The following is a 13,898-nucleotide window of genomic DNA, read 5'->3' as shown; positions in this document are numbered from 1 at the left end:
TTACACCAACGTCAACTAAATGAATGGGTTATAGAATTGATAAAGCTTCGTTTTTGATAGTAATAGCGCATAAAAAAACCCTCAAGGCTTATGCCTTGAGGGAATATTTTTTACACGAAATCGTTTCGCTATAGAATGGTATTACATCATACCACCCATACCGCCACCGCCCATTGGAGGCATTGGAGCACCACCTTCTTCAGGCTCGTCTGCTAAAACAACTTCTGTAGTTAATAACATCGCTGCAATAGAAGCTGCATTTTCTAATGCTACACGGCTTACTTTAGTTGGATCGATAACACCGGCACCAATTAAGTTTTCGTATACATCAGTACGTGCATTGTATCCGAAATCGGCTTTACCTTCTTTAACTTTTTGAACTACGATAGAACCTTCAATACCTGCGTTTTCGCAAATTTGACGTAATGGCTCTTCGATAGCACGACGGATGATCTGAATACCAGTGTTTTCATCTTCGTTAGCACCTTTTAGGTTAGCTAAAGCTTCAACCGCACGGATAAAAGCAACACCACCACCAGCAACAATACCTTCTTCTACAGCCGCACGGGTTGCATGTAAAGCATCATCAACACGGTCTTTTTTCTCTTTCATTTCAACCTCACTAGCTGCACCTACATAAAGAACGGCAACACCGCCTGCTAATTTAGCCAAACGCTCTTGTAATTTTTCTTTATCGTAATCAGATGTAGTCGTTTCGATTTGAGATTTAATTTGGCTAACACGTGATTTAATATCTTCAGGGTTACCAGCGCCGTTAATTACGGTCGTATTGTCTTTGTCAACAATAACTTTCTCAGCAGAACCTAAATAAGTTAAATCGGCATTTTCTAATTTATAACCTCTTTCTTCTGATACAACAACACCACCAGTTAAGATTGCGATGTCTTCTAACATTGCTTTTCTTCTATCACCAAAACCCGGAGCTTTAACAGCAACAACTTTTAATGAACCGCGGATTTTGTTAACCACTAAAGTAGCTAAAGCTTCGCCATCTAAATCTTCAGAAATGATCACCAATGGTTTACCAGTTTGAACAGTTTTTTCTAAAACCGGTAACAATTCTTTCATGTTACTGATTTTTTTGTCGTAGATTAAAATGTAAGGGTTTTCTAATTCAGCTTCCATTTTATCTGCATTGGTAACAAAATATGGAGATAAATAACCTCTGTCAAATTGCATACCTTCAACCGTTTTAACTTCAGTTTCGGTACCTTTTGCTTCTTCAACCGTAATTACACCATCTTTACCAACTTTGCTCATGGCCTCAGCAATTAACGAACCGATAACTTCGTCGTTGTTAGCCGAGATAGAGGCAACTTGTTTAATTTTATTGTTATCATCACCAACCGCTTGTGATTGAGATTTTAAGTTTTCTACAACAGCAGCAACCGCTTTATCAATACCACGTTTTAAGTCCATTGGATTTGCACCAGCAGCAACGTTTTTAATACCAGTAGTAATAATTGCCTGAGCCAATACAGTAGCAGTAGTCGTACCATCACCAGCAATATCAGCTGTTTTTGAAGCTACTTCTTTAACCATTTGAGCACCCATGTTCTCCACCGCATCTTTCAATTCGATTTCTTTTGCAACTGTAACACCATCTTTAGTGATTACTGGTGAACCGAATTTTTTATCGATAATTACGTTACGGCCTTTTGGACCTAAAGTTACTTTTACTGCATTTGCAAGAATATCAACACCTCTTTTCAGGGCGTCGCGTGCTTCTACGTTATATTTTACTTGTTTTGACATTATTTTTAAATTTTGAATGATTGTATGAGAGAATGGTTGAATATTCTCTCCTATTCTTTTATTTTTTGATTTATGCTGAATTCACTCATTGAAACACTGAGTCATTCAATCATTAATTACCCAACAACAGCGTAAATATCAGTTTCGCGCATAATTAAGTAATCTTTGCCTTCGTAAGGGAATTCGGTACCACCGTATTTACCATAAATTACAACATCGCCAACTTTTACGCTCGCTTTTTTACCTTCAGAATCTTCTTCAGAAACAGAAACTACAGTTCCTTTAGATGGTTTTTCTTTTGCAGTATCAGGGATATACAAACCTGATGCAGTTTTTTCTTCTGCCGCAGCCGGTTCAACTATTACTCTGTTCGAACTGCCAGCAATTGGTTTAAGGTTTAACGCCATAACTTTTATTATTTTTTTATTTTGATTTGAGTTTTTTAACTAAGCTTACAATTAACACTTTTTATGCCAAGAGGCTTTGAGGGACAAATTTTCACCAAACTGTCAAACTTTCTACGCTAATTGAGAATGTAGGTGTCAGCATGGCAGTAACTTTTAATTTTTTTAGCCAAATTTATTCATGTTTTTAACCAAGTATTCTCAGTTGACGACCTGTTATTTAAATCGGAGTTTTCTCTGTTAAATATTTCCAATACCTTTTGGGCACATGCTGCAAATGTAGTTTGGTGTTTTTACGTGCTACAATATTTGCACTTTTAAAATAATCTTTCCAAAGCGTTGCATATAAAGCTTCGCCATCGTCCATTAAAACTGGTGCCGGGTTTTGTTTATTTACACCGTTAGTAAAGCTAATTGTAATTTCTTCAACCGTGGTTAAATTATAGTGCAGGCCGTACTTACGTTTTAAATCATAAATCACCCATTGTTGATCGGCATATCGGTTTTTAAAATGGTTAGATATTAAGGGCAGCACATTAAAATCAGGGTCGATACTGGCATAAAATATCCCGTCGCCGGTTTTCTGAAAACGAATAAATGCTTCCATCCTGTGTTTTTCTCTCTCAACACTTTTGGCATACTTGGCCAGGGCAATTACATGCGCATTACCATAATTGCTTTCAGCACCTAACTGACTTTGAAAAATATATAGCGTAAATTGAAAGAGGTGATTGTAAGCTTCTGGAATTTCCGATAAATAGCTGCAATAAAATTTGCGCAGCCAGTCTTTTTTGAGTCTCTTTTGCAGTCCTGCCCAAACCCGATCGGCTTTCTCATCATTGGTGGTCACCGTAAAGCTTTCTACAAAAGCTTCCGGTTGAAAAATTGAAGAAGATTTTAGCATAACTTTTCCTGGTTTGCGTTCAAACCATTCAAAAACCGATGTTAAAAGGCCTTGCAGGGAGCCATCAAAAATGTAAGTCATTGGATGTTCGTTTGGTCGTCATCTCGACTGAAACGCAGTGAAATGGAGAGATCTATCAAGATAGATTTAGCTTCGCTGAGCCTTCGGGTTCTCGACTACGTTGCACTCCGTTCGAAATGACGATTCGGATATTTCAAAACAATATCATCTGGTTGCTATCTGTTTTTAAATATTTACTCTGGCTTTCGGCCAAAATAAAAGCTTTAATCTGTGTGCCCTGGTAATCTTTCAGCTGGTAAGGGCTGTCCAGGCAAACCATAAAGTGTTTGGCCCGGTTGTAGGCTACGCCGATTTTTTTTAACTGATCGATCCTGAGTTTTCCGAATTTTCGGGCCTGTACAATTTTTTTGGCTGACATTACACCAATGCCCGGTATGCGGAGGATCATCTGATAATCAGCTTTATTAATGTCAACCGGGAAATGCTGCATATTTCTAATCGCCCAACTTAATTTAGGATCTATATCTACATCAAGATTTGGATTAGCATCATTTAAAATCTCCTGCACTTTAAAGCCATAAAACCGCATTAACCAATCGGTTTGGTATAATCTGTTTTCTCTTAACAATGGCGGCTGTGTGCCCAGGATGGGCATTCGGGTATCATTACTAATAGGTACATAGCCCGAATAGTATACCCTTTTTAAAGAGAAATTTTTGTAAAACGCATTTGCGGTATACATAATATCCTTATCGCTCTCTGGTGTGGCGCCAATAACCATTTGGGTACTTTGCCCGGCAGGAACAAATTTAGGTACATGCTTGATTAACTTTTTATCTGCCGAAAACTGCGTAATCTGTTGTTGTACAAATGCTAAAGGTTTAATCACGTCCTCATGATTTTTTTCCGGAGCCAAAAGTTTTAAACCTGCTTCAGTTGGCATTTCTAAATTAATGCTCATACGGTCGGCATATAAACCGGCCTCTTTAATCAGTTCATCACTGGCGCCAGGAATGGTTTTTAGGTGGATATAGCCATTGTAGTTCTGCTCCAAACGGAGTTTTTTAACCACCAATAAGAGCCGTTCCATAGTAAAATCGGCATTTTTGAAAATCCCGGAGCTTAAAAACAATCCTTCAATATAGTTGCGGCGATAAAAATTCATGGTCAGTTCTACCACTTCATCTACTGTAAAAGCTGCACGTTTTACATCGTTGCTTTTACGCGAAACGCAAAACAAACAATCGTATATACAATGGTTGGTTAAGAGGATTTTTAAAAGCGAAACACATCGGCCATCTTCCGTGTAGGTATGGCAAATGCCTGATGTATGGCTATCGCCCAGGCCTTTATTGGTGTTTTTTCTCGTGCCGCCGCTTGATGAACAAGAAACATCGTATTTAGCGGCGTCAGCAAGAATATTTAATTTTTCACGAATGCGATCGAACATAGGGCTGTATTTACTAACAAAGATAGTTTAATAACTAAAAATATTAGCAATTAGATTTACTTAACCTATTCTATTTTGGAATAAAAGTATAACTAAAACTGCTCGATGGATTAAGCTTTCTGCTGATGGGTAGTTGATGTGCAATATTATAACTTTCCTGATAGTCTTGCAGTTCAGAAAAGAAACGGTCTGCTTCACTTTCGTGGTTTTTAAGCGGACTAAAATTAGCTAGAAAATCTGGGTTCTTAAATGTAATTTGATAAAAGTAGCCTCCATTGTGGTTATCGAACATTTCGGTTACGCTGGTTACGTTTTCCCACCCCGAAAAAAATTCGGTTCTCCGGTATAAAAAAGAAGTGCTTTTTAATTTAAAGCTGATGCCTTTTTCGCTAATTAAAATTTTACTATGTACAAAAATCTGGGTTTTGGTAATCCATAATAAAAGGAGTGCCATTAAAATAATCGATAGCGAAACAAATATCAAAGTGGATATTTCGGAAAGCGATGAGGGTAAACTAAAAAGAAAATACAACATTAAGGAAATGAAGAACACAGGGATGCCAACCATCGCGATTAACAAAACACTATTTTTATGGTATTTTAGTTTATAAGGATGCATGAGGATTAATTTTTACAAAGTTAAACCCAAATGTATTGTTCTGAAATACTTACTAATAGGTATTTTATAATAGTCTTTTTGCGGGTTATTTGCCCTCCCACTCTTTGTAAAAGTGCTCCAGGTACAAGAGCATAAAATTATGCCTTTCTGTAGCTATTGCTTTTCCTGCGTCAGTATTCATCATGTCTTTCAACAACAGCAGTTTTTCGTAAAAATGATTAATAGTAGGTGCGGTGGTATTTTTATAGCTTTCTTTGGTGAGGTGTTCTTCTGGTAAAATGGCCGGATCGTAAAGCACCCTGTTCTTGAATCCACCATAGGTAAATGCTCTTGCTATACCAATGGCCCCTATGGCATCTAAGCGATCTGCATCCTGTACAATCTGCATTTCTTTTGAGGTAAACCCTGCGCCATCAAAACTATTTTTGAACGACATGTGCTGGATAATGAGTTTAACATGTGCAATAACTTCAGCATCAACAGCAATCGATGCTAAAAAGGAAGCAGCCATGTTCGGCCCCAATTCTTCATCGCCATTATTAAATTTAGGATCAGCAATATCATGCAATAATGCAGCAAAGGCTACTACAAGTTCATCGCCATTTTCTTGTTGATTAATGGTTTGAGCGGTTTTAAAAACACGTTCAATATGGAACCAATCGTGCCCTGCTTCGGCATTGGCTAATGTTTTCTGAACAAAATCGATGGTTTTTTGAATGGTAGTAGCCTGCATAGTTCTAAATTTATTCCAAAGATATTGGAATTATTTGCAGGGTTAAAGAAATGATATCAACAGTGCCTGAGATTAACCCACCGCTGTCGCCCTTCTCTCATCATCAGCAATAATTTTAATTAAATCATTATGGTTAAGGGTTAATAAGTGAGATACTTCAACCTCTAAAATTGCGGCAATTTGAAATAAACGGTCGATCGTTAATTTACTATAACCGAGCTCAATTTTGCTGTATGCATTTTGAGATATTTTTAATTTCGCTGCCAGATAATCCTGAGTATAGTCTCTGTATTCTCTAATTTTTCTGATATTCCCGGCAACATTCTTTGTCTTTAAAGCCAATACATCTTCCATAAAAAGGGATAAATTTTTTTAGTGTTTTTTCATTATGTACGAAACTTCAAGCTCAACAGATTTTAAAGTGCAAATTTTAGCACTGTTGAGAATTAAGCGAAACCGATTAATGAACTAAATGTTACAACAAAAAAATAACCTAAATGTTTAAGTGTTCTGTTTTTGATTGATACCGTTATTGTTGTGGCATAGAAGAGGGGGGATGGGAGCGATAGTAGGATGATATGATGTGTTTAGAAATTCTTGCATATGCAGTTCAAATCTCACGAAGAAAAAGGAGAAGATGCAGGAAATAGCGATTAAGGATTAATATAGCCCCCAGTCATCTTCAAACTCGTCTTTTTCGAAATATTTAACCCATTCGATAAAGAGTAGACGAAATTTTTCAATTTCGTCTAAAACAATGTCTTTATATTCTGGGGTACAAATTTCGAACATATCTGCTGCCCTTACCTGGGTTTCTAATTCACGGCAATTGGTTCGGATAATTGAGGCGTTTTCCATTCTTAAAATATACATATCAGCGCCTTCTGCTCCCACAATTTTAGGGCATAACATTAAGGCATTCTGCATAATTAAGTTAGCGGTCATTTCGGCCATCTCTCCCTTCAATGTTTCGCAGAACAGGGCTGCATATTTGTATACGGCTCTGGCCTGGTTGTAAAGGCTTTTAGCCCGGGTTACTTTTAGCCTAACCTTTTCTGCATCAACACTCGATAGATTTTCTTCATCCTCATCATCCCGGCCAAATCGACTAAAATGCTCCCATTCGGGCATATGATCCATGTCATCAAATTCCATATTCTTCAAAATTTTTTACGTTATGGTACGTAAGAGAGCGTAAGATATTAATTTTCAATGAAAAAGACTAAGACTCAATTAATGGTGCCCGGCGAGAGCCATCATATAATTCATACTCTAGTAAACGACAGTCTAATTTACCATTATAAAATTCAACTTTTTTAGCAGCTTTTAATCCAATTTTCTTTGCAAGATCAGGATTTCCAGTGAAAATATATCCGGAATAGCCCTTGCATTTCGTTTTCATAAAATCGCCCATGCGTTTATAAGTCATTTCCAACTTGCTGTGCACACCTAAACGTTCGCCATACTCAGGGTTAAAAACAACAACACCTTTGTCATCTTCAGGAACCGGTGTCAATTCAAAATCACAAACTTCGAATTCGATTAAAGTATCAACACCTGCCGTTTTAGCATTTCTACGGGTTACTTCAACTGCATCTTCCGAAAGATCGGAGGCTACAATTTTAAGATCAACATTTTTAATTACCTGATCTTTTAAAATTCTGCGTTCAGCGAAAAAATGTTCTTCGTTATAACCTAAGATATGCATAAAGCCATAATTCATACGATATAACCCCGGGGCACGGTTGGTTGCAATCAGGGCTGCTTCGATAGCTAAAGTGCCTGAACCACACATGGGATTAATAAATGGCGATTTCTTATCCCAATTGGTTGCTAAAATAACGCCAGCAGCCAAAGCTTCTAACATAGGCGCCTTTCCAGGGATTTTACGGTAACCATGTTTGGCAAGGGTTTCGCCAGAAGTATCCATAAAAACATCTGCATCTGCATCTTTCCAGTATAAATGTACTACTGTTTTGTTTGCATCAGATCCAGAGTTAGGGCGGATACCTTTTTTCTCTTTCATGCGGTCTACAATGGCATCCTTTACTTTTAAGTTTGCAAAAAGCGGTGTAGTAATATTTGGGTTATCAACATTTGAGGTTACTGAGAAATAACCTGAAAAATCAATCAGTTCTTCCCATTCAATGGCTGCAATTTCATTGTATAAATCATCAGGCGTAATGGCCTTGAAACTTTTAATGGCATAGAGGATCTGACTGGCACAGCGCAAGTTCAAATTTAGCTTTATACACTCTGTAAGGGTGATATTGAGCTCAACACCCGTAGCGAAAGACCTTTCTATGGTATAACCTAAGGCCGTAACTTCATCTTGTAAATAGGGCGAAAGGCGCTTGTTGCAGGTAATGATTACCTTGCTTTTATTGTGGAAAACTTGCATCATAATATATGCGAAGTTATCAATAAAATTATAGAGATTTGATGTTTATAGTACATTAAGTAGTATTAGATATGGAAATTAAAGGAAAAGTACACGAAGTAGGTGCCACACAACAAGTAAGTGAAACGTTTAAAAAGCGTGATTTAATAATAGAATACGCAGAAAATCCAACATACCCAGAATATATCCGTTTTGAGGCTTTACAAGATAAAACTGCATTATTAGATACATTTAAAGCAGGCGATGAGGTTGAAGTTTTCTTTAATTTACGTGGTCGCCCCTGGACAGATAAAGCAGGTAAAACATCATATTTTAACAGTTTGGTGATTTGGCGTATAAATGCAGTTGCAGCAGGTGCTCCGGCAGCTACACCAGCTTATGCAGCTCCGGTTGATGTAAGCAATACACCAGGTGAAGATGATGATTTACCTTTCTAAATAAAGAATCTTTTTTAAGCAAACAATTTTGAACCATGCCGAGGCTTTAGTCTCGGCATTTTTTTTGCCTCTTCGCCAGACTCCAAAGTTTACCAGGCCCGAGCCCCAGCAAAACTTCGGAAGTCTTACTGGCGCTTCGCGCTGTTAAAATATGTTAAAAACAAACACTTAGCTTAGCTAATCAGTATTTTTGATATCTGTTTAGATTTAAGAAGATTATGCCCGGTTTTGTTTAATTTTAAAACCAATCTAGTTCATGAAGAAAAAGAGTTTTTGGTTAATTACTGTTTTAATGACGGTAGCTTTGCTTGGTGTTTTTGTAATGCAACTGTATTACATCAGGGAATCGTATAAACTAAAATCTCAGCTTTTTGACGAACAGGTAAACCAAACGCTAACGTCGGTAGTAAATAAAATACAACGTAGAAATGTTGCCGATCACTTAAACCGGAAAGATGCTGAAAATAAGTTAAAGCAGTTACAAGACTCCAGGCAACGGGCATTAGATATTAAGGATTTACGGCAACAATATGTACAAGAAGCAGAGCTGCGGCAAGCCGAGCGGGAAAATCAGATTGAAAGTTACCTAAACCAACAAGACAGTATTATCCGCGTATCTTATCGGGCGCCTAATGTGATTTCTGAAAGGGAATATAATTCATTGAGTTCGAAAAACGGCGACAAGCTGGATTTGCAGATGGATGCGATTATTGATATTAAGAGCCTTATTTTAAAAGGTTACAGCATGCGTACAAAGCCTTTTACCGCGCCACCAAAAGCATTCGAATTTAAAAGTCTGCAGAGTTTACCCGATACATTAAGGTATTTGGTTTTTGATCCCCGGGATGGTAGTCCTGGTTTTGCAAATGTTCCAAAGATCCCTAACGATTTACAGAAAAAATTTCAGCGTGAGGATGAGATTGAACGGAAAAAATTAGAACTTAAAATTGCCGCACTGGGTAAGGATACTTTTTCGTATACCCGATCGAGTGTGGTAGAGGATGTATCTAAAGAACTGCAGGAAACCAATGTGCCAATTTATAAGCGCATTAACTTTAGCTCTTTAGGTCGTTTATTAAAGCAAGAACTTCTTGCAAATAATATCTCATTAGAGCCTTCTTACCGGATTTCGTTAGCCCGAAAAGATTCGACCATTTTTATGATGGCTTCTAACGTCAAAGGAGAGTTTTTGCCTGAAAATACTTATAAAACCCCTTTGTTTGGAAACGATATCTTTCGCGATCCTGGAATGCTTTTCGTAAGTTTTCCGAATAAAAATTCGGCTATTATCTCTAATCTAAGTGCTACACTTGCCTCATCAATCGGTTTGTTACTGGTACTTGTTTTTATTTTCTCTTATACACTGTATGCTATTTTGAAGCAGAAAAAGCTGTCGGAAATGAAAACAGATTTCATTAATAACATGACGCACGAGTTTAAAACCCCTGTGGCCACCATTATGATTGCCAGTGAGGCTTTGAAAGATCCGGAGGTGACAGAGGATAAAGCCAGGTTAAAACGTTTGGCAGGAATTATTTATGACGAAAATGTTCGCCTGGGTAGTCATATCGAACGTGTTTTAAGTATTGCCCGCTTAGAAAAAGGCGAGCTTAAAATGGAGAATACCGAAGTAGATGTGAACGATTTGATTGTGATTGTGTTGGATAGCATGGAACTGCAGCTGCAGAAAAGGAATGCAATTATCAATGTACATACAGATGCAGAAAATGCGGTTGTGTATGGCGATGAATTGCATCTGTCTAATGTAATTTACAACCTTATTGATAATGCCAATAAATACAGTAGCGATACGCCGGAGATTACCATTACTACCCGCAATACCGGCAAGAATTTAATTATCGAAATAGCAGACAAAGGAATAGGCATGACCAAGGAGCAATCTAAACGGATTTTCGATCAGTTTTATAGGGTGCCAACAGGTAATTTACACGATGTTAAAGGCTTTGGCTTAGGTTTAAATTATGTTCAGGATATTATTAAAAAGATGAATGGAACGGTTAAGGTAAGTAGCGAAAAAGATAGAGGAACAACGTTCGAAATATCTTTACCTTTATAAATAGTTAAACATCGGTACAAAAGCTTGCTTTATCGATACATTAAAGTGGAACAGGTTTAATTTGGCTAGTATAGTGGAGTATTAATTAATCTATAGCAAATTAAACCCTTATGCATATTCAGAATCAAACTTTCAGTGTGGCTAATGCCACGTATGTGAATAAAAACAAGAAAATGAAAAAAATACTACTGGTAGAAGACGACCCAAATTTAGGTTTATTGTTACAAGACTATTTGCAGCTAAAAGGCAAGTTTGATGTAGTATTATGCACCGATGGTGAGGATGGATTGAGAACATTTAATAAGCAGAACTTTGATTTATGTATTTTGGACGTGATGATGCCTAAAAAGGATGGTTTTACCTTAGGTAAGGACATTAGGAAGGTAAATACACAAGTGCCCATTATTTTTGCAACGGCGAAAACCATGCTGGAAGATAAATCTGCTGCATATGATTTAGGTGGTGATGATTACATTACCAAACCTTTCCGTATAGAAGAGCTTTTGCTGCGTATTAATGCGATGTTTAAACGCGTAGCCAATAAAACAGATAACAACGATGAGGCTGCCGAAACACAGTTTTCTATTGGTCAATATCATTTCGATTATACTACCCAGATTATTACCGATAACGATCATCAGCAAAAACTTTCTACCAAAGAAGCCGAGCTGTTGCGTTTATTGTGTTTGAAAAAGAATACTGTGTTAACCCGTGAAGAAGCACTGTTAAGTATCTGGCATGATGATAATTACTTTAACGGACGGAGTATGGATGTGTTTTTGAGTAAGTTGCGCAAGTACCTTAGAGCCGACCCGACAGTAGAAATTATTAACGTACACGGAAAAGGTTATAAACTGTTGGTGAGTTAGATTAACTAAACCAATCGTCCTCCTGAACTTGTTTCAGGATCTAATTCAACGAATTATAAGAAAGATGCTGAAATAAATTCAGCATGACGAGACGGAATTAAATATATAGATCCTCCTGAATAGCGGGGATAATATTCCGCTCCTGGGCAAGTTTAAACAAGGTGTCAACCGCTTTACGACCTTCTTCGCCAAGGTTTATGCTGTATTTATTCACATATAATTCGATGTGTTTGTACATCACGCTTTCCTCCATGGCCTGGGCGTGCTGGCGGATAAAATCGATCCCCGATTTTGGATGTGCGAAGGCAAATTCTACCGACTGGCGGACTAAACGGTTCACTTTTAACTGTACGTCTCGGTCTAAATTACGGTTGATTACGATTCCGCCCAATGGGATGGCGCAACCCGTTAGTTTTTCCCAATAATCGCCTAAATCAACGATTTTAGTTAAACCTTTATCCTGATAGGTAAATCTGTTTTCGTGAATAATCAATCCCAAATCAACCTGCTCGTTAAGTAAAGCCGATTCAATTTCCGAAAAAACAAGTTCCTGCTTGTTTTGTAAGTGGGGGTAAGCAATTCCCAACAAGAAATTTGCAGTAGTATATTTTCCTGGGATCCCGATTTTTAGTTGGGAGTTGGGAGTCTGGAGTTGGGAGTCATTAAAATGGCTTTTGCTGATCAATAGCGGACCAACACCAAAACCCAGGGCACTCCCGGCATCTAGTAAGGCATACTGGTTGGCTACATAGGCAAAAGCATGAAAACTTAACTTGGTAATATCTAATTTGCCCCTAAGTGCCTTTTGGTTTAAAGTTTCTACATCATCGTACGAAACCTCAAATTCTAATCCTTCAGTATCAATTTTATGGTGAATCAGTGCGTCGAAAATAAATGTATCGTTAGGGCAGGGAGAAAATCCAAGTGTAAGTTTCATCTATTTATTTTTTTGTTTTCAGTTGTTAGATGGAGCCTTTGACAATTAAAATAATTATTTTAATTGTGTCGGGTTCATAAATCAAAATTAAGTAGTGTGGTAAACTAATCCGTCATAATCAGTTCATTTCTCCAATAAAAGCAATGGCCCAATCGTTTAAGTTTTTAATGGCCAAACCAATTTTCCAATTGTCTTTATTTCTTGGTTCTACATAATTAGATATGCTTCGAATTTGTAAGCAATCTATATTTAACTGTTTACTGGCATAAAAAACGGCAGCACCTTCCATACTTTCGGTAGTTGGATTTAACCTCCTGATTAAATTTTTGATACTTTTTTCGCTTCCCGTTACACAGTTCACGGTGATGCCTTTTGCTATGGGTAGGTTAACGCCTTTGTATGTTTTCGAGGTGTAATGGTTCTCCCCAAAACCTAAATCGCTTATGGTTAAAAATTCGTCTCCGTTTTCGGCGCCCAGTTCAGCAAAAGTATCTTCAGTAATATTTAATACCGTACCTAAGGCCATGTCCCGATCGAAACTTCCGGCGATACCGAAATTTACCACAAGGTCATATTTAGATGAAAGATGTCTGCCCAAGGCGAAGGCTGTGGCTACCATTCCAACTCCGGTAATCAGCAAATCGAAATTTTTACTTTCTACAAAATCTCCGTCTGGTAAATTAAAGTGCTGGTAAAAGAAGGTAAGTTCGGCTTTTGTAGCAGCAACAACTAAAGTTTTCATAAAGTAAAGTTAGCAGATTGTTTTCATTAAAATTTTAGGTTTGATGTAAGCTTTGGTCTTTAGTCTTTAAGCTTGAACCTTTATCTGTATATTTGCATTTTATTTTATAGTAATGATTTACATAACGAGAAAAGCATCATTTAATGCGGCGCACAAATTGGCCCGTATCGATTGGGATGATGATAAAAACAATGAAGTTTATGGCAAATGTGCCAACCCCAATTGGCATGGCCATAACTATTGGTTGTATGTTACAGTTAAAGGCGAAGTTAATCCGGAAACAGGTTTTCTGGTTGATTTGAAATGGCTGAAAGACGTAATGAATGACTATGTGGTAGATAAGGTTGATCATAAAAATTTAAATCTTGATGTAGATTTTATGAAAGGGAAATTGGCTTCAACTGAAAATCTGGCCATAGAAATCTGGAAACAATTATGGGCACCGATTGCAGAGAGCGGTGCAGTTTTACATTGCGTAAAAATATACGAAACCGAAAATAATTTTGTTGAATACTTTGGTTAAAAACC

Annotated in this window: 15 protein-coding genes; 4 read left to right on the top strand and 11 right to left on the bottom strand. The window is 37.4% G+C overall.

Annotation, left to right across the window (positions count from 1 at the left end; genetic code table 11):
• Positions 1-141: 141 nt before the first annotated feature.
• The 9 genes from groL to QF042_RS00750 all read right to left on the bottom strand — a co-directional run bounded on the left by groL (position 142) and on the right by QF042_RS00750 (position 8,308).
• Positions 142-1,779: a chaperonin GroEL gene (groL, locus tag QF042_RS00790; protein WP_307533233.1), complete on the bottom strand. Its 1,638-nt coding sequence runs from the start codon at positions 1,777-1,779 to the stop codon at positions 142-144.
• Positions 1,780-1,892: 113 nt separating this feature from the next.
• Complete coding sequence (groES, locus tag QF042_RS00785) at positions 1,893-2,183, bottom strand: co-chaperone GroES (protein ID WP_025141798.1); 291 nt, start codon at positions 2,181-2,183, stop codon at positions 1,893-1,895.
• Positions 2,184-2,400: 217 nt separating this feature from the next.
• Positions 2,401-3,165, bottom strand: coding sequence for a TIGR03915 family putative DNA repair protein (locus tag QF042_RS00780; protein WP_307524360.1), 765 nt, complete (start codon positions 3,163-3,165; stop codon positions 2,401-2,403).
• Between the two features lie 133 nt (positions 3,166-3,298).
• The gene (locus QF042_RS00775; RefSeq protein WP_307524358.1) at positions 3,299-4,555 is read right to left on the bottom strand and encodes a putative DNA modification/repair radical SAM protein; all 1,257 of its coding nucleotides are present in this window, start codon (positions 4,553-4,555) and stop codon (positions 3,299-3,301) included.
• A 70-nt stretch (positions 4,556-4,625) separates the two neighbouring features.
• Positions 4,626-5,174, bottom strand: a complete 549-nt coding sequence (locus QF042_RS00770) for a hypothetical protein (protein ID WP_307524356.1) — start codon at positions 5,172-5,174, stop codon at positions 4,626-4,628.
• An 85-nt stretch (positions 5,175-5,259) separates the two neighbouring features.
• Positions 5,260-5,907: an HD domain-containing protein gene (locus tag QF042_RS00765; protein WP_307524354.1), complete on the bottom strand. Its 648-nt coding sequence runs from the start codon at positions 5,905-5,907 to the stop codon at positions 5,260-5,262.
• A gap of 72 nt (positions 5,908-5,979) precedes the next feature.
• Positions 5,980-6,261: a helix-turn-helix domain-containing protein gene (locus QF042_RS00760; RefSeq protein WP_307524352.1), complete on the bottom strand. Its 282-nt coding sequence runs from the start codon at positions 6,259-6,261 to the stop codon at positions 5,980-5,982.
• Positions 6,262-6,567: 306 nt separating this feature from the next.
• Positions 6,568-7,062: a hypothetical protein gene (locus QF042_RS00755; RefSeq protein WP_307524350.1), complete on the bottom strand. Its 495-nt coding sequence runs from the start codon at positions 7,060-7,062 to the stop codon at positions 6,568-6,570.
• 67 nt (positions 7,063-7,129) lie between these two features.
• Positions 7,130-8,308 carry a class I SAM-dependent RNA methyltransferase gene (locus QF042_RS00750; RefSeq protein WP_307533231.1) on the bottom strand — a complete coding sequence of 393 codons (1,179 nt, stop codon included), beginning with the start codon at positions 8,306-8,308 and terminating at the stop codon, positions 7,130-7,132.
• Positions 8,309-8,379: 71 nt separating this feature from the next.
• Between QF042_RS00750 and QF042_RS00745 the strand changes: the two genes are divergently transcribed.
• From QF042_RS00745 to QF042_RS00735, 3 genes are all read left to right on the top strand, one after another.
• Complete coding sequence (locus QF042_RS00745; RefSeq protein ID WP_131528728.1) at positions 8,380-8,745, top strand: DUF3127 domain-containing protein; 366 nt, start codon at positions 8,380-8,382, stop codon at positions 8,743-8,745.
• A 256-nt stretch (positions 8,746-9,001) separates the two neighbouring features.
• The gene (locus tag QF042_RS00740; RefSeq protein ID WP_307524348.1) at positions 9,002-10,822 is read left to right on the top strand and encodes a sensor histidine kinase KdpD; all 1,821 of its coding nucleotides are present in this window, start codon (positions 9,002-9,004) and stop codon (positions 10,820-10,822) included.
• A 173-nt stretch (positions 10,823-10,995) separates the two neighbouring features.
• Positions 10,996-11,691, top strand: a complete 696-nt coding sequence (locus QF042_RS00735) for a response regulator transcription factor (protein ID WP_029274212.1) — start codon at positions 10,996-10,998, stop codon at positions 11,689-11,691.
• Positions 11,692-11,788: 97 nt separating this feature from the next.
• Here the strand turns inward: QF042_RS00735 and QF042_RS00730 are convergent, their stop codons facing one another.
• Together QF042_RS00730 and mqnB are read right to left on the bottom strand one after the other, a co-directional pair.
• Positions 11,789-12,628 (bottom strand): menaquinone biosynthesis family protein, encoded by an 840-nt coding sequence (locus QF042_RS00730; RefSeq protein WP_307524345.1) that lies wholly within the window; start codon positions 12,626-12,628, stop codon positions 11,789-11,791.
• A 118-nt stretch (positions 12,629-12,746) separates the two neighbouring features.
• Positions 12,747-13,370: a futalosine hydrolase gene (mqnB, locus tag QF042_RS00725; RefSeq protein ID WP_307524343.1), complete on the bottom strand. Its 624-nt coding sequence runs from the start codon at positions 13,368-13,370 to the stop codon at positions 12,747-12,749.
• A gap of 112 nt (positions 13,371-13,482) precedes the next feature.
• Here mqnB and QF042_RS00720 point away from each other — a divergent pair, with 112 nt between their 5' ends.
• Positions 13,483-13,893, top strand: a complete 411-nt coding sequence (locus QF042_RS00720) for a 6-carboxytetrahydropterin synthase (protein ID WP_307524341.1) — start codon at positions 13,483-13,485, stop codon at positions 13,891-13,893.
• Positions 13,894-13,898 lie beyond the last annotated feature (5 nt).

It is taken from the genome of Pedobacter sp. W3I1 (genome assembly GCF_030816015.1).
In the GTDB taxonomy this organism is placed as follows: Bacteria; Bacteroidota; Bacteroidia; order Sphingobacteriales; family Sphingobacteriaceae; genus Pedobacter.
Note: the sequence above shows the minus strand (reverse complement) of the source record. Positions and strands in the feature narration are given on the sequence as shown.

Excerpts from the sequence above, each read along its gene's own strand:
- groES (WP_025141798.1), bottom strand. The coding sequence starts at position 2,183 with ATGGCGTTAAACCTTAAACCAATTGCTGGCAGTTCGAACAGAGTAATA.
- QF042_RS00780 (WP_307524360.1), bottom strand. The coding sequence starts at position 3,165 with ATGACTTACATTTTTGATGGCTCCCTGCAAGGCCTTTTAACATCGGTT.
- QF042_RS00775 (WP_307524358.1), bottom strand. The coding sequence starts at position 4,555 with ATGTTCGATCGCATTCGTGAAAAATTAAATATTCTTGCTGACGCCGCT.
- QF042_RS00770 (WP_307524356.1), bottom strand. The coding sequence starts at position 5,174 with ATGCATCCTTATAAACTAAAATACCATAAAAATAGTGTTTTGTTAATC.
- QF042_RS00765 (WP_307524354.1), bottom strand. The coding sequence starts at position 5,907 with ATGCAGGCTACTACCATTCAAAAAACCATCGATTTTGTTCAGAAAACA.
- QF042_RS00760 (WP_307524352.1), bottom strand. The coding sequence starts at position 6,261 with ATGGAAGATGTATTGGCTTTAAAGACAAAGAATGTTGCCGGGAATATC.
- QF042_RS00755 (WP_307524350.1), bottom strand. The coding sequence starts at position 7,062 with ATGGAATTTGATGACATGGATCATATGCCCGAATGGGAGCATTTTAGT.
- QF042_RS00750 (WP_307533231.1), bottom strand. The coding sequence starts at position 8,308 with ATGCAAGTTTTCCACAATAAAAGCAAGGTAATCATTACCTGCAACAAG.
- QF042_RS00745 (WP_131528728.1), top strand. The coding sequence starts at position 8,380 with ATGGAAATTAAAGGAAAAGTACACGAAGTAGGTGCCACACAACAAGTA.
- QF042_RS00740 (WP_307524348.1), top strand. The coding sequence starts at position 9,002 with ATGAAGAAAAAGAGTTTTTGGTTAATTACTGTTTTAATGACGGTAGCT.
- QF042_RS00735 (WP_029274212.1), top strand. The coding sequence starts at position 10,996 with ATGAAAAAAATACTACTGGTAGAAGACGACCCAAATTTAGGTTTATTG.
- QF042_RS00730 (WP_307524345.1), bottom strand. The coding sequence starts at position 12,628 with ATGAAACTTACACTTGGATTTTCTCCCTGCCCTAACGATACATTTATT.
- mqnB (WP_307524343.1), bottom strand. The coding sequence starts at position 13,370 with ATGAAAACTTTAGTTGTTGCTGCTACAAAAGCCGAACTTACCTTCTTT.
- QF042_RS00720 (WP_307524341.1), top strand. The coding sequence starts at position 13,483 with ATGATTTACATAACGAGAAAAGCATCATTTAATGCGGCGCACAAATTG.